The 22205-nt window shown below is 45.6% G+C and carries 13 protein-coding genes; 6 read left to right on the top strand and 7 right to left on the bottom strand.

Going from position 1 to position 22205, the window contains the following annotated elements; genetic code table 11:
* Positions 1-36: 36 nt before the first annotated feature.
* Complete coding sequence (locus A1D16_RS13580; RefSeq protein WP_290710379.1) at positions 37-1671, bottom strand: ABC transporter substrate-binding protein; 1635 nt, start codon at positions 1669-1671, stop codon at positions 37-39.
* Between the two features lie 41 nt (positions 1672-1712).
* On the opposite strand from A1D16_RS13580, the gene A1D16_RS13575 reads away from it, so the two are divergent.
* Entirely contained in the window at positions 1713-3371 is a 1659-nt protein-coding gene (locus A1D16_RS13575) for a M1 family metallopeptidase (protein ID WP_290710377.1), read from the top strand.
* Here A1D16_RS13575 and A1D16_RS13570 read toward each other — a convergent pair whose 3' ends face one another.
* Positions 3372-4046 carry an NlpC/P60 family protein gene (locus A1D16_RS13570; protein WP_290710375.1) on the bottom strand — a complete coding sequence of 225 codons (675 nt, stop codon included), beginning with the start codon at positions 4044-4046 and terminating at the stop codon, positions 3372-3374.
* A gap of 85 nt (positions 4047-4131) precedes the next feature.
* Here A1D16_RS13570 and dnaE point away from each other — a divergent pair, with 85 nt between their 5' ends.
* From dnaE to A1D16_RS13555, 3 genes are all read left to right on the top strand, one after another.
* Positions 4132-7773 (top strand): DNA polymerase III subunit alpha, encoded by a 3642-nt coding sequence (gene dnaE / locus A1D16_RS13565; RefSeq protein ID WP_290710373.1) that lies wholly within the window; start codon positions 4132-4134, stop codon positions 7771-7773.
* A gap of 104 nt (positions 7774-7877) precedes the next feature.
* Entirely contained in the window at positions 7878-8195 is a 318-nt protein-coding gene (gene trxA, locus A1D16_RS13560; RefSeq protein WP_290710371.1) for a thioredoxin, read from the top strand.
* 204 nt (positions 8196-8399) lie between these two features.
* Positions 8400-10172 carry a carboxypeptidase-like regulatory domain-containing protein gene (locus tag A1D16_RS13555; protein ID WP_290710369.1) on the top strand — a complete coding sequence of 591 codons (1773 nt, stop codon included), beginning with the start codon at positions 8400-8402 and terminating at the stop codon, positions 10170-10172.
* Positions 10173-10209: 37 nt separating this feature from the next.
* Here the strand turns inward: A1D16_RS13555 and A1D16_RS13550 are convergent, their stop codons facing one another.
* The gene (locus tag A1D16_RS13550; RefSeq protein WP_290710367.1) at positions 10210-11472 is read right to left on the bottom strand and encodes a nucleoside transporter C-terminal domain-containing protein; all 1263 of its coding nucleotides are present in this window, start codon (positions 11470-11472) and stop codon (positions 10210-10212) included.
* Positions 11473-11566: 94 nt separating this feature from the next.
* Here A1D16_RS13550 and A1D16_RS13545 point away from each other — a divergent pair, with 94 nt between their 5' ends.
* Complete coding sequence (locus A1D16_RS13545) at positions 11567-15250, top strand: choice-of-anchor J domain-containing protein (RefSeq protein WP_290710365.1); 3684 nt, start codon at positions 11567-11569, stop codon at positions 15248-15250.
* Position 15251: 1 nt separating this feature from the next.
* Positions 15252-16394 carry an aminofutalosine synthase MqnE gene (gene mqnE, locus A1D16_RS13540; RefSeq protein WP_290710363.1) on the top strand — a complete coding sequence of 381 codons (1143 nt, stop codon included), beginning with the start codon at positions 15252-15254 and terminating at the stop codon, positions 16392-16394.
* Here mqnE and A1D16_RS13535 read toward each other — a convergent pair.
* The 4 genes from A1D16_RS13535 to A1D16_RS13520 all read right to left on the bottom strand — a co-directional run.
* Positions 16373-17818, bottom strand: coding sequence for a TolC family protein (locus tag A1D16_RS13535; RefSeq protein ID WP_290710361.1), 1446 nt, complete (start codon positions 17816-17818; stop codon positions 16373-16375). The two genes, mqnE and A1D16_RS13535, sit on opposite strands and share 22 nt — an antisense overlap.
* A 21-nt stretch (positions 17819-17839) precedes the next feature.
* A complete protein-coding gene (locus tag A1D16_RS13530) occupies positions 17840-19201 on the bottom strand; it encodes an HlyD family efflux transporter periplasmic adaptor subunit (RefSeq protein ID WP_290710359.1) in 1362 nt (453 codons plus the stop codon).
* A gap of 1 nt (position 19202) precedes the next feature.
* Positions 19203-20903, bottom strand: a complete 1701-nt coding sequence (locus A1D16_RS13525) for an ATP-binding cassette domain-containing protein (RefSeq protein WP_290710357.1) — start codon at positions 20901-20903, stop codon at positions 19203-19205.
* Positions 20904-20977: 74 nt separating this feature from the next.
* The coding region (locus A1D16_RS13520) for an L-serine ammonia-lyase (RefSeq protein ID WP_290710355.1) at positions 20978-22205 on the bottom strand (1228 nt) is incomplete at its 5' end.

The following is a 22205-nucleotide window of genomic DNA, read 5'->3' as shown; positions in this document are numbered from 1 at the left end:
AATGATGGCCAAAGTTACAGGAAAATTAAAAGCGGATTAGTTAAATCGTACTCTTCTGAGTTCCAGGAGATTCAACGCATTTGGTGAAAAATTCTGCACAAAAGGTTGAACAAGATGAATGACTTCATCGTACCAGAGTGGTATAACCGGTGCATCCTGAAGAATCATACGATCCATTTCCTGGTACAGTTCAAATCGCACACGATCGTTTGTTTCTGTGAGTGCCTGTTCGTATAATTTGTCATATGCAGGGTTTCTGTAGCGAGTATAATTCGGAGGGGCCGGATTCTTTCCATAAAATACACTCAGGTAATTTTCTGCATCAGGGTAATCGGCGATCCAACTCCCCCGGAAAAATAGGGCCTGCGATTGGGCTGTCTGTTCTAATAATAAACTTTTTTGTACTACATCCACTTTAACCGGTACACCCAGTTCCTGCCATTCACGCACTATATAGCTGGCCAGCTCACTGTAAATTGGAACGGTCAGCAGCGTAATCTCCGGCAAGCCTTTTCCATCTTTAAACCCCGCTGCTGCCAATAACTCCTTTGCTTTAACCGGGTTAAACTGGTATCCTTTTACCTTTGCCGTATCAAAAGACGGTAGTCCGGCTGGTACAAAGCCCGATTCAGCTGCCCTGCCAATAGAATTCCGCAGGTAAAGCATCATTTTTTTTCTATCGAACCCGTAATTCAGGGCCTGGCGTATAGCCCTGCTTCGAAGGGGCGATTGTTTTACCAGCAGATTGGAGGTATCAACCAGGATTCCCAGGTATTCCACATTCAGATAAGCATGTTTGTTCAATTGAATTTTATCTTTCCATTCCGTTCTCAGCTCTCCTTTTTTAGTTAGTATTTCGTCCTTAAAAGAAGCGTCGATATCGTTTATAAAATGCAGTTTACCCTGCCGGAACAAGAGAAACTCCGTGGCCTTACTATCATTAAAGCTGATTTTTATACCGTTTATGTAAGGAAGTTGACGGCCATTTTCATCTTTTTCAAAATAGTTGGGATTTTTCTTCAATAACAACGCCTGTCCCTCCTCTAAGGCAACCAGTTGAAAGGGGCCGGTTCCTACCGGATGCGACCGGAAGTTTTTCCCATACTGCCGGATAGCTTCCTTTGGTACAACGGAACAATATTGCATGCTTAAAATGCCCAAAATTGGGGGAAATGGGGCTTCTAATCGAACCTGGAGGGTGGAATCATTAAGGGCTATAAACCCGTTTTCTTTCTTTACCCGTCCATTAAAAATCCAGGCTCCGCTGCTGGCCGTTGCCGGATCCATGATCCGTTGCAGGCTGAAAGCTACATCCTCGGCCACCAGTTTTCGCCCACTTCCTTCTTTAAAACAGGGGTCGTCGTGAAAACGGACATCTGTTCTCAGGTAAAACGTATAAACGGTTCCGTCTTCGCTGATATCCCAGCGATGTGCCAGCGAAGGCCTGATCTGCAGGTTGCTATCCACTTCTACAAGAGTATTGTATAACTGGTGTACCGCCCACATAATGCTCTGGTTCTTGGCAAAAGCCGGATCCAGGCTGGCAATACCGGTTGATTCATTGTAACAAAAAAAACCGGCATCCTTTGGGTCGGCCGACCCGCATCCCCAGCCGGTCATCCAGCCCATGACAGCCAGTAAGGTTATCCGATAGGCCCAAGTTCTGCACATGTTATCTGAAGAAACTATATTTATTGAAAATTGAGTTCTTTATGCAACTTACGTTAAAGCGGATAGTATTCTCATTTTTGATTTTAATCACAGCAGGTTGCGCCAGCTTATTTGGCCAGCCGCTTTCCGGCAAACAAGCTGTTACGCAACAAGACAGCTTAAGAGGCTCGCTCAACGAAAACAGGACCTGGTGGGATGTAAAAAAATATGCGATTTACGTAGAGCCCGACTATGCGTCAAAAACCATTAAAGGATATGTTCAGCTGACCATCCAGGTAATTAAGAACCACCCGCTGATGCAACTTGATTTACAGGAACCGATGCAGATAGACCGTATTGAATCGAACGGCAAAACGTTTAGTTATACGCGTAATGGCAATGTTTTCTATGTAAATATACCCGGCGGATTTCCGATAAACAGCCGTCAGACACTCCTGGTGCATTTTTCCGGTAAACCGGTGGAAGCCATCCGTCCGCCCTGGGACGGTGGGTGGATCTGGAAAAAAGATAAAGCCGGTAACCCCTGGATGAGTGTTGCCTGCCAGGGCCTCGGGGCCTCGGTTTGGTATCCTTGTAAAGATCACCAGAGCGATGAACCGGATGAAGGAGCAGAGCTCCGGATCGTAGCGCCTGCCGGATTAACCGCTGTAGGCAACGGGCGTCTTATTAATCAATCCAACCTCGACAGCGGACGCACCGTTTACACCTGGGAAGTAAAGAACCCGATCAACAATTACAATATCATCCCCTATATCGGAAAATATGCACATTTTTCCGAAGTATTTGACGGGGAAAAAGGTAAGCTGGATTGCGATTATTGGGTATTGGAAGAAAACCTGGAAAAGGCTAAGAAGCAATTCCAGCAGGTTAAGCCCATGCTTCAGTGTTTTGAGCATTGGTTTGGTCCTTATCCATTTTATGAAGATGGCTATAAACTGGTAGAATCCCCCCACCTTGGAATGGAACATCAAAGCGCGGTGGCCTACGGCAATCAGTATAAAAACGGCTATCTGGGAAAAGACCTTTCAGGCACCGGCTGGGGATTAAAATGGGACTTTATTATCATTCACGAAACGGGGCATGAATGGTTTGGGAATAATATAACCACTAAAGATATTGCTGATATGTGGGTGCATGAAGGCTTCACTAATTACAGTGAAACAATTTTTACCCAATGCCAGAACAACCTGCAGGCGGGCAATGAATACCAGATTGGCTCCAGAAGAAATATTGCCAATGATATTCCAATCATTGGTCAGTACGGCGTTAATAAAGAAGGCAGCGGAGACATGTATGCAAAAGCATCCAGTATGATTCATATCATCCGGCAGTTGATAGGCGATGATGAAAAATTCAGGCAATTACTCAGGAGCCTGAATAAAGTGTATTACCATAAAACGGTTAGCTCTGCTGAAATTGAAGCCTATATCAATCAATTTACCGGTAAGGATCTTACAAAAATCTATGACCAGTACCTCCGTACTATCCAGATTCCGGTATTGGAGTACAGAATTTCCAAAGGCAGATTATCGTATCGCTGGGCCAATTCAATCGAAGGGTTCAATATGCCGGTAAAAATAACCGTGCAGGATAAAACAAGCTGGATTCAGCCGGGTACTGACTGGAAACAATTACCGGGTAAAAACACGGTGCTGGTGGCCGATCCTAATTTTAATATCCAGGTAAAACAGGTAAATTGATCAAAGCCGGCCGGCTCCTACAAAGCGTTTACGATAATATTCCTCGTTCAGATCGCTGATCATTACGCCGCCGGACGTGGAAGCATGCACAAATTTGTTGTTTGCCAGGTAAACGCCCACATGAGAAACCCCTCCCCTGGTATTGAAGAAAACCAGGTCTCCCTCTTGCAAATAATCAGTGGGTATTTTCTGGGCAGCGTCATATTGTTCGCGGGCAGTTCTGGGCAGGTTTTTCCCAAAAACGGCAGTTGATAAATTGCAGGTAAAACCGGAACAATCTACCCCTTGTTTGGTATTTCCGCCATACCGGTACCTTGTTCCATACCAATCTTCGATAAACTGTAAAAGTGTAAGATTAGTAAGGTATTCAACAGGCTGGTCGAGCATAATGGCGTATTTGAAATGAAGCGCCGTGCTGTTTTCAATATTTCCGTATACGCCTGTAGCACGTGCCTCCGCCGGAGACCCAAACCAGCCGGTATTGGGATGATTTACACTGCCCGGACCTTCTTCTCCCGGTGTCATGGAAATGCCGTCGATGAATCGAGAATCGCCTGGTTTACTGGGTTTTGTACGTTTTACCGTGGGCGTACTATGCCCCCCTGCGCTTTGTTTGCTGGAACCGCAGGCAGCCAGCAACACCATCACTGCGGATATATAAAATAACTTAATCAAGGATATTTATTTTAAACACAATTGTGCAAAAATAGCAAATTAGAATTTGATGCAGGGGCGTTAAAAATTTGTTACTTGCAGGTCTATGTCGAGGTTTTCACATTTACACTGCCATACCCAATATTCCTTATTGGATGGAGCCGCCAATATCCAGTCTCTTTATAAAAAAGCGATCAAAAACAAAATGCCCGCCATTGCCATTACAGATCATGGCAATATGTTTGGCGCTTTCGAGTTTGTGTCGGAAGCCTATAAGCACAAAGGCGAAGATGGCCAACCACTGGTTAAACCGGTTGTTGGGTGCGAGTTTTATGTAGTGAAGGACCGTACCAGAAAATCCTTTACGAAGGAGCAAAAAGATGAGCGATACCACCAGGTATTACTGGCCAAAAACGCAAAGGGCTATCAAAACCTTATTAAACTTACCTCCCTGGGTTATACCGAGGGAATGTATTCCAAGTATCCGCGGATTGATAAAGAACTGATCGAAAAATACCACGAAGGGCTGATTGCTACAACCTGTTGCATTGGTGCTTATGTACCCCAAACCATCCTGCACGATTCAGAAGAAGCTGCGGAAAAAGAATTCAAATGGTGGCTCGATATGTTTGGTGAAGATTACTTCATTGAACTGCAACGCCATAACATGAAAGAACAGGAACAGATTAATCAGGTACTGTTGAGATTTGCAAAAAAGTACCAGGTTCCTGTTATTGCAACCAACGATAGCCATTATACCGACCGAGACGATGCCAATGCGCATGATATTCTGCTCTGTATCAATACCGGAGAAAAACAGAGCACACCTGGTTTTGATGATTTTGTGAACGATGATGCAGCTGTTAAAAACAGGCGCTTCAAATTCCCCAATGATCAGTTTTATTTCAAGAGCACGGAAGAAATGTCGGCGCTTTTCAGCGATGTTCCGGAAGCAATTGACAATACCAATATGATCGTTGACCGGGTAGAATTGCTGAACCTGAAAAAAGATATCCTGCTGCCTGCATTTCCGATTCCGAAAGAATTTCAGGTACACAACGATTCCAACCTCAACCAATGGGAATACCTGCAACATATTACCTACGAAGGCGCTAAAATACGCTACACGGATATTACACCGGAAATCAGGGAGCGGCTTGATTTTGAATTATTCACGATCAAAACCATGGGGTTTGCGGGTTATTTCCTGATTGTGAGTGATTTTATCAAAGCAGGTCGTGACCTTGGGGTATTTGTGGGTCCGGGGCGTGGTTCCGCAGCGGGTAGCGTAGTGGCCTATTGTATCGGTATTACCAATATCGACCCTATTAAATACAACCTGCTGTTCGAACGATTCCTGAATCCCGACCGGAAAAGCATGCCGGATATTGATACGGATTTTGATGACGATGGCCGCCAAAAAGTAATTGATTATGTAGTTCAGAAATATGGGAAAAATCAGGTGGCCCAAATTGTTACCTATGGCACCATGGCCGCCAAAATGAGTATCAAGGATGTGGCCAGGGTACTGGACCTTCCCTTACCGGAATCAAATGCATTGGCCAAACTGGTGCCCGATAAGCCGGGTATTGAACTGGGGCGGGTATTAAAAGCCCCCTTAACTGAAAAGGATGGAGAAAAATCGCTCGAAGCCAAGGAACAATTGGCTCCCGAGGATATGGAAAATGTACGCCGATTGCGAGAGATCTATAACGGTAATGATATCCGGGCTCATGTACTACAGGAGGCAGAGCGCCTCGAAGGATCCGTCCGCAATACGGGCTTACATGCTGCTGGTATTATCATTGCACCAGATGATCTGATGAATATTATACCGGTTTGTACCGCCAAGGATTCGGAACTGCTGGTAACCCAAATCGAAGGCAGCATTATTGAAGATGCCGGCGTTATTAAGATGGACTTCCTGGGTTTAAAAACCCTCACCATCATAAAAAACGCGTTGACACTGATCAAAGAAAACCACGGTGTAGATATTGTTATCGATGATATCCCGCTGGACGATGCGGCTACGTTTGAGTTATACCAACGAGCAGATACCATTGGTACGTTCCAGTTTGAAAGTCCGGGTATGCAAAAATACCTGCGTGATCTTAAACCGGATCAGTTCGCCGATCTTATTGCCATGAACGCCCTGTACCGCCCGGGTCCACTGGCCTATATCCCGAACTTTATTGACCGGAAACACGGGCGCGAAGAAATTGCGTATGATTTGCCCGAAATGGCAGATTACCTGCAAGAAACCTATGGTATTACCGTTTACCAGGAACAGGTTATGTTGCTGGCCCAAAGCCTGGCTGGATTCAGTAAAGGAGATGCCGACGTGCTGCGGAAAGCAATGGGTAAAAAGCAGAAAGCAGTACTGGATAAAATGAAAGCGCAGTTTGTTGAAGGCGCCATAAAAAAAGGACATCCCAAAGACAAACTGGAAAAGATCTGGACCGATTGGGAGGCTTTTGCCCAGTACGCCTTTAACAAATCGCATTCCACCTGTTATGCATTTGTTGCCTACCAGACGGCCTACCTGAAAGCCCATTATCCCTCGGAATACATGGCGGCCGTATTAAACAACGCCGGCAGTATTGAGAAAATTACCTTCTTTATGGAGGAGTGTAAGCGCATGGGACTGGAAGTGCTGGGGCCGGATATCAACGAATCCAAAAAAGGCTTTGCTGTTAATAAAGGCGGGGCTATTCGTTTTGGATTAGGCGGACTAAAAGGCGTGGGAGAAGCAGCGGTGGACAATATAATGATGGAAAGGGCTTCCAACGGCCCCTATACGTCTATGTTCGATATGATTAAACGGATTAATCAGCGCGCTGTAAACAAAAAAACCCTGGAAAGCCTGGCTTACGCCGGGGCATTTGATTGCTTTTCGGAGTTTCACCGGGCTCAATATTTTCATATTCCTACGGGCGATACCACTACCGGATTAGAGAAGATCATTAAATACGGTAATATTTTCCAGGCACAGTCGCAGGGTAGCACCAATACCCTGTTCGGAGATCTGCCTGCAGTACTGGACATTCCTACGCCTAAAATTCCGGCCTGTGATCAGTGGTCGCTGACCGACCGGCTCGATAAAGAAAAGGAAGTAACCGGCATCTTCATGAGTGGTCACCCCCTGGATAATTTTAAATTTGAAATGAAGCATTATGGTATTACTCCTCTTTCCGATTTCCTGGAAGTGCTGGAAAGCAGTACCCTCCAGGCCAGTGGTAAGCAATACCGGCTAGCCGGACTGGTACTCGATGGCCAGCATCGACAAACCCGCACGGGCAGGAGTTTTGGAGCTTTAACACTGGAAGATTATTCCGGAAAAACAGAGATTATGCTCTGGGGCGATGATTACATGCGCTTCAAAGACTATCTCGATAAAGGAAAAAACCTGTTTGTGGTGGGCTCCTTCCGCTCGCGGTTCAATTCTGACAAATACGAGTTTAAAGTAGAACGGATCAGCTTGCTTGAATCGATCAAACAATCGCTTACTAAACAGGTAACCCTTTATGTAGAACCGCGTCATGTGACGGAAGAACTGATCAGTTTCCTGGAAGGTAATATGTTGAAGTTTAAAGGAGGATCTACATCTCTGAGAATCAATTTATTGGATACAAAAAATCAAAAAATAACCAGCTTGTACAGCTTAGGACAGGGATTGGAAATGAATGACGAATTGACGGGTTGGTTACAGGGCAAACCTGAATTAGAGGTCAAAATTGACACGAATTAACCTACTTTAACAATTGGGAATGCCATAACAGCCCCTTTCAACCAACGGAACTATTTTTGTGTTTAAGAAGCTATATCACTAAAACAATATAAAAATCAATAATCATGGCGTTAGAATTAACCGATTCCAATTTCCAGACAGAAGTATTGGATTCTGAAAAATTAAGTGTAATCGATTTCTGGGCGGAGTGGTGTGGCCCCTGCCGCGCTATCGGGCCGGTTATCGAAGAACTTTCAAAAGAATACGATGGCAAAGTAAAAATAGGTAAGGTAAATGTGGACCATAACCCGCAATTATCCATCAATTATGGCATTACGTCTATTCCGGCTATTCTTTTTGTAAAAAATGGCCAGGTAGTTGACAAGCTCGTAGGTGCACAGCCAAAGGCAAATTTTGTAAAGAAAATTGAAGCGCATATCTGATCTGGATAGGCACTACATGTAAACTAAGAGGCCACCCTAAGGGTGGCCTCTTAGTCTTAGTTGATCCTGGTCAACGAATTGAAAATGAAGGAACTATTTAAAGCCAGCCTGGGGGTACGGCATAAATTTTGCCATTCATCTAAAAGTTCCTGCATTAAATAAGATTTGGAACAATACGACGTTCAAGGATAAGATTCATACCCTATGTCAAATCCAATAATCCGCGCAGGCGGGATAGTACTTTTATGTACTGTCTTGTTAAATGCCTGCTCAAAACCCGATTTGGAAGCTGATCCGCAACCAATCGACAAACCATCCGGACAGGCAATGGTTACCATTTCTCTCAAGGGAAGAGTAACCGATGAAAATGCTACGCCAATTTCCGGGGCCCTGGTTCGATCCGGAAATGAACTTACCACTACTGATATTAATGGAAATTACCAGTTCACCAATCTTCGGGTAAAACCGAATAACGGGCTGGTTGAAGTGGCTGCAAACGGGTATTTCAGGGATTATCAGCGCTTTGATATCCTACCTGAGTCTGAACAATATATCCAGGCAGAACTGGTAATACGTGAGTCTGGCCACCAGTTTGACGCAGAAGCAGGAGGCACTTATTCTCTGGCATCTGGTGCCAGCCTTCAGTTTTCAGGCGCTGCAATGAAGGACCTTGCCAGCGGACAGCAATACACAGGAACAGTACAGGTGAATGCTTTCAGCCGGCAGGCAGACGAGCCTGCTTTTTACGATATAATTCCTGGTGCTAAAGGAACCGATCTTTCCAATAAACCTGTATCGATTCAATTTTTAACCGCAGTGGTTACCGAACTTACCGGTACGGCTGGTCAGCAACTACAGTTAAGTACCGGAAAAGCGGCATCGGTTAAATTTCCAATTCCACCTTCTAAACTGGCCGGTGCACCGACGGCAATTTCGCTCTGGTATTTTGATCCCCTTAACGGCGAATGGAAAGAAGAAGGCAAAGCCGTTAAAGAAGGGAATTATTACAGTGCTCAGATTCCACATTTTTCTACCTGGGCATGTGGTACTGCTTTGCCCGCAGCTCCGCTTAAAGCTACTATAACAGATGTAAATGGTGCAGCGCTGGCTTTTGCACGGATTCAACTATACTCTGCAGACGGCAAAGAGCTGTTAGGCAATTCTGTACATACGAATGATAAGGGCATATTACTGATGAATGCACCCCGCAATAGTGCTATGGAAATGCGCGTGGTAAATGCTTGTAATGAAATTTTAGCAGCGCAAAAAATAACTACCGGCAGTTCGGATAATTGGCTGGGCACTATCAAAGCCGGAGCCAATGCAGCCAATAACTTATTGATTCAGGGTAAAGTACAGAATTGTAAAGCCGCCGCCGTATACAATGGCTGGGTTCGGGTTATTATAGATGGACAGATTCACAAAGCAAAAATTTCAAACGGACTGTTTCAATTGAGCCTGGATCGCTGCTATAACACCAATACCTATGCTAAAATAACAGCTGTAGATGAAGACGGAAACATGGAAAGTAATACCATTACCATGGAAATGTCTACCGGAAAAGTGGACCTGGGAACGCTGAGCACCTGCAATAAACGGAATATGCAGTATATCAGTTATACGATGAATGGCACCAATTACCTTTTGCAGGCCCCCGTGGATTCTTTGATACAGACAATGGGTACCGCGGCTAAAACCTATACGATCAATTGTTATAAAACCGCAGATGCTGCTGCTGTAGCGTTCAGTATGAGTTTTTCCGGAGATGCCAATCCCGGAGAATATCCGGTAACAACCCTGAAATTCAGTCAGGATAAAACACAGCTCACCAATACAGGGGCATGGCTGGTAAAGATCACTAATTTTGGAAAGCCGGGCGAATTCATAGAAGGCAATGCCAGCGGAAGAATGCGCGATCAGAGCAGTAATCGTACCATACCCTTTACTTTCCAATTTAAAGTAATAAGGAACCAATAAATTAAGCAGCTACCATTGACCGGTACAGTTTACTCTTTTACATCAAAATTCCTGCAATAGTTGCACTCAGGTAAGAAGCCAGGGTACCGCATAACAGGGCTTTTAATCCGAGGCGGGCCAGGTCAGCTCGCCGACCCGGCGCAATTTCTCCAATTCCACCGATTTGCATTCCTACTGAACTGAAATTAGCAAAGCCGCAAATAGCAATACTAACGATCAGTAAGCCTTTTTCCGAAACCACTGGCACCGAATTATTGGTGAGGTTCTGAAACGCTACAAATTCATTGATGGTGAGTTTTTGTCCCAATAATGTAGCTACGCTGTCTACGTCAGTAACCGGCACACCCATAGCCCAGGCGAATGGATAAAACAGCTTTCCAAAAATATAATTTAGGCTCAATTCAAATTCCGGGTTGAAAATATGGCCGATTTTAATCAATACCCAATCCAAACAGGCAATAACCGCTATGAACCCGATTAACATAGCAATTACATTCATAGCAATTTTAAATCCGTCTCCGGCCCCGTGAGAAATAGCATCCACCACATTGGTATAATGGCTCTTTACTTCCAGTTTAACTCTTCCCAGGGTCTGACTCTCTTCCGTTTCGGGAAAAACAATTTTCGAAATAACCAGGGCGCCCGGTGCCGCCATCAGGCTGGCCATAATCAACTTGGGTGCAAGGTCTAAGCCTGCCTGGGCTCCCATATTTGCATACACTACCAGAATGCCACCGGCAATACAGGCAAGGCTTCCGCTCATACTGGCCAGCAGCTCACTACGGGTCATGGTTTGTAAATAAGGCCGGATCATTACCTGCGCTTCCACCTGCCCTACAAAGGCAGACGCAACATTACTCAACGCTTCTGCTCCACTTACCCGCATTACGAAATTCATAGCTTTTGCAATAACGGCTACAATCCGCTGCATAACACCAAAATGGTAGAACACGGCCACCAGCGCACATACCAGTATAATGGTAGCGGTAACATTAAATGCAAATACAAAGCCGCCCCCCACATAATTACCAATGGTGCCATCCGGCTGGTAAGCAGCTAAGCCGCCATAAACAAAGGCGGCTCCTTTTCGGGCAAACACTTCAATTTTTTCCATGCCTTTGCCGAGGAACTGAAAAAAACGGGTAACAGCAGGCACTTTCAGAACAAGAATGGCAATTATCAACTGCAGGGCAATGCCGCTGCCCACCACGCGTAAATTGATCTTCTTTTTGTTATTGGAGAATAAATAGGCAATTCCTAGTATCAGAACTATTCCAATCAATCCCTGGAATCTATCCATGCATGTGTTTTTTCGTGCCAGCAAGATAGAAGTTTTTATAACACTCATGATCGATGGCCTTTATATTTGTAGTTCGCCAAGGGAAAAGCTGTTCATGTTCAAGAATTTATTAATTACGATCTTTTTGATGCTGGGTTTACTGGGTTCTCCATTGGCACAAAAGCCGGCTATTCTTTCAGGCAGGGGAACTAAAATCGGCTCCAGCCCGGCTATCCGGCAGCTGCATATTCCGCCAGGCCGGTTAAATACTGTGGTGCGAGACCGGCATGGACTGCTCTGGAACCGCGGAAAACGCAAGGGGCCGGTAGTACGAAATGATCCTACAGCGGTACAGCTGATAGAGGATCCGTTGCGCTTTGGCAACTCCAACCGGCTGGCTCGTCCGCTTGGGACCAATATTTTATCGCCCGAAATCAGTGTTAACCAGGAAGGTATGTCTGCTGCTGAATTAACCCCGGCCGATCCTACCCTATGCGTTGGCCCCAATCATATCATTCAGCTGGTAAATGGCCCTTCCGGCGCCTATTTCCAGGTATATAATAAATCGGGAAATTCATTAACAGAACCAGTTTACCTGGATAACCTCACCCAGGAATCGGGTTATAGCGGAGCGGGCGATGGCATCTGTTTATACGACCAGTATGCCGACCGCTACATAATGATGGAATTTGGCACCCCCGCAGGTAGCGGAGATATCAATACCTTGATCTTTTTTGTTTCACAAACCAACGATCCCCTCGGTGCCTGGTTCATTTATAAATTCACCGACCCCAGTTTTTTCCCGGATTATCCCAAAATTTCGGTTTGGCCCGATGCCTGGTATGCCAGTTCCAGAGATTTTACCCTACCCGATAACCTGTTTTCAGGGGTATCGCTGTTTGCATTCAACAAAGAGCAGATGCTGAACGGCGCAAATTCGGTGCAAATGCAACGGGTTCGCCTCAACGATGTAAATAAATACGATGGAATTGCTCCTGTCAATGCCTTTGGACAAGGCTTGCCCGACGCAGGCGCCCCGGGTTTATTTGCCTTCCGGAACGACGATGCCAGAACCAGCCAGGCAGATACCGACAGTATTGGTTTACTAGCATTTTCCGTAGATTTTTCAAACAGTGCCAACAGCACCCTGCTGCACGCAGGCTCTGTACCAACAGCGCCCTTTACTACCACTCTTTGCAGCGACGGAGGTTATTTCCAGGCCTGTATACAAACACCAGGTAATAATAACCGGCTTATGGCAACGACCAGTTTTGTGATGGATAAACCGGTCTACCGCCGGTTTGCCACCCATGAATCTATCCTGGTTTACCATACGGTAAATGCAGGCCCTCCGGGCATTGCCGGCATCCGCTGGCACGAACTGCGTAAAACGGGGGCAGCCTGGACGCTTTACCAGGAGGGCACTTATGCGCCTGATAATACGCATCGCTTTTACCCCTCTATGAACTTCAATGCCCTGGGGCAGATTGCAGCCGTTTACAATGCATCTTCTTCCACCCTATGGCCGTCTATAAGGGTTACGGGAAGAAATGAAACCGATGTGCTGGGAAGCCTGCCCGCGGATGAAACAAGCGTCGTTACCGGATCTGGTTACGGTACGTTTTCCGCCCGGTGGGGCGATTACAATATGATAGCTCCCGACCCGGTGGCTGATTCCATATTCTGGTTAACCTCTATGTATGGAGCGCAGGGCGGCTGGAAAACCAGGATATCTGCCATCAAACTGGCTCCCAATAAAAACAATGATGCTAAATTGGCCGGTATTCAATCCCCCCTGAATGGACAAATTTTCTGTTCGGCCGCTGATTTCCAGCCAACGATACAACTAGCCAACAGCGGCATGCAGCCCTTAACCAGCGCCCGCATCAATTGGCGCCTAAATAACGGACCCGTTCAGTTCATACCTTTTACCGGTAACCTGGCATTCGGACAAGCCACTTCTATTAGCCTGCCTATAACAGTTAGTGCCGAAGCCAGCTATGCCCTGCAGGTTTTTGTGAGTTTGCCGAATGGGGTACCGGATGAAAGACCCTTTAACGATAGCCTTACGGTCAACTTTGTTTTACAACCGCCCTTAACAGGCACTATTTCCCAGGGCTTTGAAGCAGCCGGCTTTCCACCTGCAAGATGGAATATCCTCAACCCTAATACCGGTAGTCTCAGCTGGGCCCGTACCACCCTTGCCAGTAAAACAGGAACAGCTTCGGCCTTTTTGAATATTTTCAATTATAATTCACCCGGCGACCTGGATTACCTGGTGGCGCCATCCATGCAACTGAACAATGTGGATTCCGTCATCGTCCGGTTTTCACATGCCTATAAACCCTATTCCAATTCGCCGGAATTTGCAGATACGCTGATGCTAATGGCCTCTCTCGATTGCGGTAATACTTTTACAGAACTGATCTGGAAAAAAGGAGGCGCTGAACTGGCCAGTACGTCGGGTACAACCGGAGATCTTAACTGGATTCCAGCAAACCAGGAATGGACCGAAAATCGGTTAAGCATTCCTGTTAGTAGATTTAACAGCGTCGGAAATGTGCGGTTTGCATTTGTAAGCCTCAATAAATTCGGTCAGAACATATTTTTGGATGATATCCAGTTGGCTCCTTTTTCACTACCTGCCAGAGATCTTTCAGTTCGAACAATAATAGAACCTGCTGCCACTATCTGCAGTACCAGTTTCGTTCCTACGATTGAATTAACCAATACTGGCAAAACCACTATAACCAGCTTCCGTATTTTCCTTCAGTTGAATGAGGATGCACTGGTTGCTCGCACTATTACCGGGCTGAACCTTACCAGCGGCAGCACTTACCGGTTGAATTATGACAGCAGCTTCACCGGGTTAGTGCAGGGAATAAACCGGTTCAGGGTGTTTACGGACCGGCCAAACGGGCAACCCGACCTGCTTACTTCCAACGATACCCTGGTACAGCGCGTTTTTCTTTTTGAAGAGGTACCACTGCCTCTTTTAGAAAGTTTTGAACAGGGTAGTTTTCCGCCTGCCTATTGGGATGCGCAGAGCAGCCCCTCGGGCCCCACAGGCTGGCAGTTGGCAGCGGGGCCTGCCAGTACCGGGTTACGATCGGCGCTTAGCAGGAATTTCATTAATATTTTGAACGGTGCCCGCCATGATCTTTTCCTGCCACCGGTACGAACCGGCGCGGTTGACTCTGTATTCCTAAAGTTTGACCTGTCGTACATAACTTCCAAACCAGCCGGCCAGGCTACCGATACCCTCCAAATCTGGCTAACCCGAAACTGCGGTACAGATTCGGTCCTCTTGTTTTCGCAATGGGGGCAGGCACTTCAAACCATTACAGATCCCAATACGCCAGGTACGGTAGAATTTGTTCCGTTTAGCCGTAGCCAGTGGAGAACGGATTCAATTGATCTGACCCAATTGGTGGCACAGCAGGAGCCCTTCCAGATTATTTTCCGGAATATCAACCAGCAGGGGAACAATCTTTACCTCGATAACATACAGCTCTATACCTTAACTTTGCCGCCAATATTGAAAGAAAAGGGTTACCTGGTAGTTCCGAACCCAACAGATGGTCAATTGCAGGTACGGCATTATCGGGAACTTGAGAACCTTCGGCGCATTGAAGTTGTTAATGCAGTAGGTCAAACAATCTGGTCCAGGTCCTATTCAGGAAATGCCGGAAGTTTTATACCTGTAGATATTCGTCGGCATGCTGCTGGCACCTATTATGTTCGACTCATCTACACCAATAAGGTTCGAAGTACGAAAATCATAAAGACCACCCGTTAAGATGACGCAGGAAGTATTTGAACAAGTACAGCTAACACAACCGGATCCGGAATTACAGGCTATAGGAAATAAAGTTTTCCGGGGAGATCGTGTATTACCCCATGAAGCGCTTTTATTATTTGAAAAAGGCAGCCTGCCCTGGCTGGGCGCATTGGCCAATCATATACGGGAAACCAAACATGGAGATACTACTTACTTCAACCGCAATTTCCATATTGAGCCAACCAATATTTGTGTATTCAGTTGCAATTTCTGCTCCTATTCACGGCTTTACGCGCATAAGGAAGAAGGCTGGGAGCTAACCGCTGACCAAATGCTGGACATTGTTAAAAAATACGACGGGCAACCAGTTACCGAAGTTCATATTGTTGGAGGCGTACACCCGAAATTAACCCTTCATTTTTTCGCCGACCTGCTGAAAAAGATCAAAGCACACCGGCCCGATCTGCACGTAAAAGGGTTTACCCCGGTAGAGCTCGATTATATGTTTCGTAAGGCAAAAATGAGCCGGAAAGAAGGTATGCTTTTTCTGAAAGAAGCAGGGCTGCAATCCTTACCCGGAGGGGGAGCTGAAATATTTGCACCTGACATAAGAAAACAAATTTGTGAAGATAAAGTGGATGGTGCCGGCTGGTTGGAAATTCACCGCATTGCACATGAACTGGGTATGCACAGCAATGCTACCATGCTCTACGGCCATATAGAAGAATTTAGCCACCGCATTGATCATATGGAGCAATTACGGCAATTGCAGGACGAAACCGGCGGCTTCAACACCTTTATTCCGTTGAAATTCCGCAATAAGGACAATGCCATGAGTCATATTCCGGAAAGCACTATCATAGAGGATATGCGGATGTATGCCATTGCCCGTATTTACATGGATAACTTCCCGCATTTGAAAGCTTACTGGCCCATGCTTGGACGCAATAATGCGCAGCTTACACTATCTTTTGGTGTAAATGATATTGATGGAACTATTGATGATTCAACCAAAATTTATTCCATGGCAGGGTCAGAAGAGCAAACGCCTACAATGACCACCGAAGAATTGGTGCAATTGATTCGTCAGGCGCGCCGCAAACCCGTGGAGCGCGATACATTGTACCATGTAATCCGGGATTATTCGGAAGCTGGCGTATAGGGTAACTGTCCCCATTTGCCCTCGGCCCAAACCAGCCCGGCTTTGGATTTATACCATTTTGTCTTGAGCTCAATAAGTTTTTGAAGCGATTCCAATACTTTATTTTCCCTTGCATTGAGCAGGAAAAGAGTGCTTTCGCCTACGGTAAAACGCAGGTTCTCTCCCCGAAATAAGCGCAGGTAATTATCGTACGCACTTTCATTGATAGCGATCTGCTTGCGCAGGGTCATCAGTTCGTTGTAGTAGTTGCGTACTTTATTTTCAATTTCCAGTTGTATCTGATCAATATCGAGGTTGGTCTGGCGTATTTTAATCTTGGCCTGTTGGTAAGCTCCCCTGCCCTGCCGAAGAAATAAGGGCATCTGAAAAGAGAAGCCGATTTTATAATTATTTTCCAGGAAGGCCCGATCCAGTTTATCTACTACATTGTAGCCTTTATTGAGCAGGTTGTATTTTAAATCTGCTTTGGGCAGTAGGCTTTGGAATTTTAAGCGCCTTTCAATCTCCTGCACGCCTAGTTTATATTGATACGCTTTTAATTTAGGATGCTCCAGTCTTGCACTTGTTACCAACTCATCCAGCGATGGAAGATCAATTTTCCAATCATTACTGGCAGCCCAGCTACTATCCGGCACAATGCGTTCATTCCATTCAAACACCTTATTTTCTTCCTGCCAAAGGAAATTAGACAACTCCAAACCGGCATTCTGGAATTGCAGGTAAGCATCCGCCTCCAGTAACTGGAACTGTTGCAATTGCGTCAGGGCTTCGGTAGTATCCATGGCGGCTCGAAGCCCCTGGATGGCTTCCAGCCGTATAAATCGATACCGATCTGCATTAACGTCAACGGCCTCTTTTAAAATCCGGTAAACCTGGTAATTCCGAACCCAGGTCCAATACACAGCCAGTGATTCGTTTAAGAGATCATTTACCAGGTTCTGCCTTTCTGCAGCCGTTTGGTTCAGCATTATTTTAGCCTGCTTCAATACAGCCCTTCTTTTATCGAGCACCAGGTCTTTTGCGAGAGGAACACTTACTCCCAGGTAACTCGATTTTCCCAGCGTTCGCTCAACGGCTGTTCTGTTACCTAATACTTCTTCTAATCCGCCGTATACTTCAATTCCATACCAGGTGGGAATAACTATTTCGGGGTTGAAATAATTGTAATAAAGTTGTTCATCAAATGTTTTCTTGTCAAAATTGGTAGAAAGCACCGGATCAAAAGCGCCCCTGCTTTCCCGAATAAACGCACCAGCCTGGTCAACCTGCAAGTTTGCCTGTTGAAGGTAAGGATGGAATTTCCGGATAATGGCCAGCAACTGCTGTTCACTTAAAGTATAGGAAAGAGAGTCTGCCACCTGCCCGGTACTGCGTGTGGGAAAAACCAGGCAACCAATAAGCATTAAACAAAAAATCCGTAACACAGGTATCCGCATTTTCTTCAATTAGATCGATGATTTACCTTTCTTACCATCCGCCTCTGTTTTTTGCGGAACATAATAATCGGGCGGAAAGCCATTGATATTCCGCCATAGTTCATACCAGATGGGTACATCCTTCAGGAGGGCTATGTCAATAGCGCCGGTACCCATACGAAGCGTTTTAGGCCAGGGTTTATCGTTGGGATCCTCTGTCACAAGTACCCTGAAAAGACCATTGGCGCTAACGGAGCTTTCCACGGCAGTTATCAGGCCGCCGAAAGTTCCATAAGAAGCTTCCGGCCAGCCGCTGAATACGATAGCGGGAAACCCGTCAAACACAAACCTTACTTTCTGGCCCGGTGCTACCAGGGGAAGATCTACCGGCTTTACAAAAACCTCCACCGCGTACTGATAATTGGAGGGAACAATTTCCACCAGCATTTCGCCTTCTTTTACCACTTCGTTCAAGCCCGATTTTCGGGCCTTGGTAACCTGTCCGTCCTGTGGTGCAACAACATAATAGAGCTGGTTGCGGATATCATAACTGGTATATAGATTTTCCAGTTTAGCAATATCCCCCATGCCTGTAGCTATCTGGGAGCTGGTGGTAAAGCGTTCTCCCTCCGCCTTAGAAATTTTTTCCAGGTATTGTTGCCTTTCGCCATTCAGTTCCAATTGCAAACGGGTAAGTTCCTGGAAGGAATTGGTCAGCTTTATCTCAGCGCTGGTTCTTTTGGCCAATGCATCCTGAACCGCCTGGCTTCTTTGTTCAAGCGACAGTAAAGATGCTACCCCGGAATCATAAAGCACGCGCTGGCGTTTGTATTGCTCCTGTTTAAATGCAAAGTCATTCTGCGCAGCCTGCAGTTCCATGCTATCACTACGGATCTTGAATTGTTGCTGTTGAATTTTGTTTTCCAGTTCCCTTACTTTGATCTCCAATCCTTCTTTGAGAAAAACCAGTTGTTGGTTAATGGTAGTAATCTTGCCTTTATAATTTTCTACCGCATCCTGTTTAGCGGTTAATTGTTCTTTGGTACGGGGCACCAGGTTAGGATCAAGATAATCCACTTTTACTTCCGCTAATTGCAAAATGGTGTCTCCTTTTTTTACCAGGTCACCTTCTTTAACATGCCAGTTTACAATGCGTCCGCCAATAATAGCATTCAGCTCCTGTGGCCGTTGCTCCTGCCTGGGAGTGGTTACAGCCCCCCTTGAACGGATATTCTGCGTCCAGGGCAGGAACAGGCAAACCACCAATGTTCCCAGCACCCCCAACATCCAGTACTTCACCTTGCTCGACCTGTTAATCATGTAAACAGCGTCAAAAGAGCTGAATTGTTTTCCGGGTGCCTGCCGGGCAATTGTTTCTTTTACGTGTTCCATATTAATTACTTGTTAACTGTTCTTTAATAAGCTCCCATTTTCCAATGGCTTTAATACTGCCCTCTTCCAGGTAAATTACCTGGTCGGCCCGGGTAGCAAAAGCAGGATCATTACTGATAACTATACAGGTGGTGGATGGGAGGTCGTTCAGTAAGTAGTTTTTTATACGGTCGCAATATTGTTTTTCCAATCCCAGCCAGGGTTCTTCCAACAACAAAAAAGAGGGGGAATTAACAAGTGCCCTTAATAATAATAGTTTCTGTACCACCTTTCTCGGCAATCGTTCTCCCATGGGGTTGATGGTCATTTCCAGGCCGGCTTTCGAGGAAATGAAAAACTGGCGCAGTCCTACCATTTCCGCCAATTGCATAATTTCATCAATAGAAACTTTATCATTTCCCATGGTTATGTTCTCCAGCAAACTACCCTCAAATAATTCCTGGTTACTAAGAAAAACGCCGGTACGTCGCCTGAAGGAACTGAAATCATATTGTTCCATCGGCAGGTTGTTATAGGCAACCGTACCTTCAAATGGTTGATAGGCGCCACTTAATACCCGGATAAGGGTTGATTTTCCGGAACCATTCTCCCCCATTATCTGTACTTTTTCACCCGCTTTAATATGAAAGTTCAGCTCCTGTAAAATAGGTTGTCCATCCCTATAGGAGAAGTTTAAATCCTTTACCAGGATCTCTACGCCGTTGGGGTAGGGTACCAGTTCTCTTTTACCATCCAGTTCCAGTTGCTGATCCGTTACTTTCTCCAGCTTTTCGAGGGAGGTTAGGATATCATATACATTGTCGATATTAACGATAAGTTTTTCTACAGAATTGATCACCAGCAGAATAATAATTTCCGCGGCTACGAATTGCCCGATATTCAGTTCGGTGCCAACCAGCAATATCACCCCTACAATGAGCATAGCCGCCGTAATAGCTATTTTAAAGCCAATCAGCGCCCAGTATTGCAGTTTAAGTATCCTGAAATGGCGGGTTCTGGCATTCAGATAGTTGGTAACGATTGTATCGGTTCTTTGCAGATGAAGACTGGAGTCACGGGCAAATTTAAAATTCGTTACCACCCGCGCAATTTCTTCCAGCCATCCGCCGACTTCGTATTTATGATTGCTTTCTTCCACGCTTGTTTCAAGCCCCTTGGCACTGGTCATCCGGATTATCAGGTATACGATGGATACAAATACCAGGCTGAATAAGATAAATATGGGATGATAGAAGGAGAGCAGGATTAATCCGAAAATGATCTGGATAGTTGCCGTAGGAAAATCCAGCAATAACTTGGAAAGGCCTTTTTGCAATAAAGCGGTATCAAAAAAACGATTGGTTAGTTCGGGTAGAAAATAACCATCCACACTTTTTAAATTAAGCCGCGGAAGCGTTTGTGCATACTCAAAGGAATACCGAACAAAAACCTGTTGTTCAATTTTTTCAATTAATTTCATCTGATTTACCTGGAAGAGCCCGTTAAAAAACACCCCCAGTACAACCAGGATAATTAATACAACAATGGAGGTTGAAATAGCACCTCCGAGAACAAAACTTACGATAGATTGAATCCCAAGGGGAAGGGATAATTGAACCAATCCATTTAAAACGGCATAAAAATATATTGCCGTTATATCTTTCTTTTGAAAGCGTAGTATTTTAAGGATCCTTTTTAAAGGATTAATACCTAATACTGCCATAGCTACAGGTCATTTACAAGTTTCGTTCAAAGAGAGTTCCAGCTGCATTAACACGGATTCAACAGAATTGTTGATCAACATTCCGGCAAACTTAAGGGAATATTTATTGCGAGTCCGCCATCGGCGGTTTCTTTGTATTTGCTGTTCATATCCTGGGCGGTATCCCACATCGTTTTTACGACGGCATCCAATGAAACCTTAGCAAAATCCGGGGCACTTTGCAAGGCCAACTGTGAGGCAGTAATGGCTTTAATGGCTCCCATGGTGTTTCTTTCTATGCAGGGCACCTGTACCAATCCGCCGATGGGATCACAGGTTAATCCCAAATGATGTTCCATAGCTATTTCAGCTGCCATCAGGGCCTGCCTTTGTGTGCCGCCTCTGCATTCGGTTAATGCAGCCGCTGCCATGGAAGAAGACACCCCAATTTCTGCCTGGCAACCGCCCATAGCGGCCGAAATCGTAGAGCCCTTTTTAAAGATGCTGCCGATTTCAGCAGCAGTTAGAATAAACTGGTAAATGGTATCTTCCGTTCCGTTGCAAAACACGGCATAATACTGAAGTACGGCAGGTATTACCCCGGCCGCGCCATTGGTAGGTGCCGTAACCACCCTGCCAAAGGAAGCATTCTCCTCGTTTACAGCAAGTGCAAAACAAGAAACCCAGTCGAGGATATATTGAAAATCGGAGCCTCCCGAACGAATAGCGGTAATCCATTCCTCGTAATTATTGTACGGACGATTTCTTAGGAGTTTCTTATTTAACGCAGCGGCGCGCCGTTTAACAGACAATCCGCCGGGTAACATTCCTTCTGTATGGCAACCCCGGTAAATACACTGTTTCATCACTTCCCAAATATGCAGTACACCCGATCGGGTAGCTGCTTCGGGCCGCCAGGCGGTTTCATTTTCTGCAACAATTTCATGAATGGACAAGCCGGTTTTTCGGCACCAATGCAATAGATCTGCTGCCTTATCAATGGGAAAAGGAGGCTCAATTTTTTCTTCTTGCTGCATTTGCAAGCCCTCCTGTAGTATAAATCCTCCACCAATGGAATAATAGGTGGCATGTACGGTATGGCCGCCTTTAAACAAGGCATGAAACCGCAGTGCATTGGGGTGAAATGGCAAAAACTCGCGGGTATGAAAAACCAATTGCCGGTTCAGGTCAAAAGGAAGGGCTAGTTCTCCATTCAGCGATAAAACACCACTGGTCCGGATCTCCTGTACCTTGGTTGAAATGGATTCAACCTCACAGGTAACAGGATCAGCTCCCATCAAACCCATCAGAACAGCTATGTCG

This window comes from Flavihumibacter sp. CACIAM 22H1 (assembly GCF_001601815.1).
Lineage (GTDB): Bacteria > Bacteroidota > Bacteroidia > Chitinophagales > Chitinophagaceae > Flavihumibacter.
Note: the sequence above shows the minus strand (reverse complement) of the source record. Positions and strands in the feature narration are given on the sequence as shown.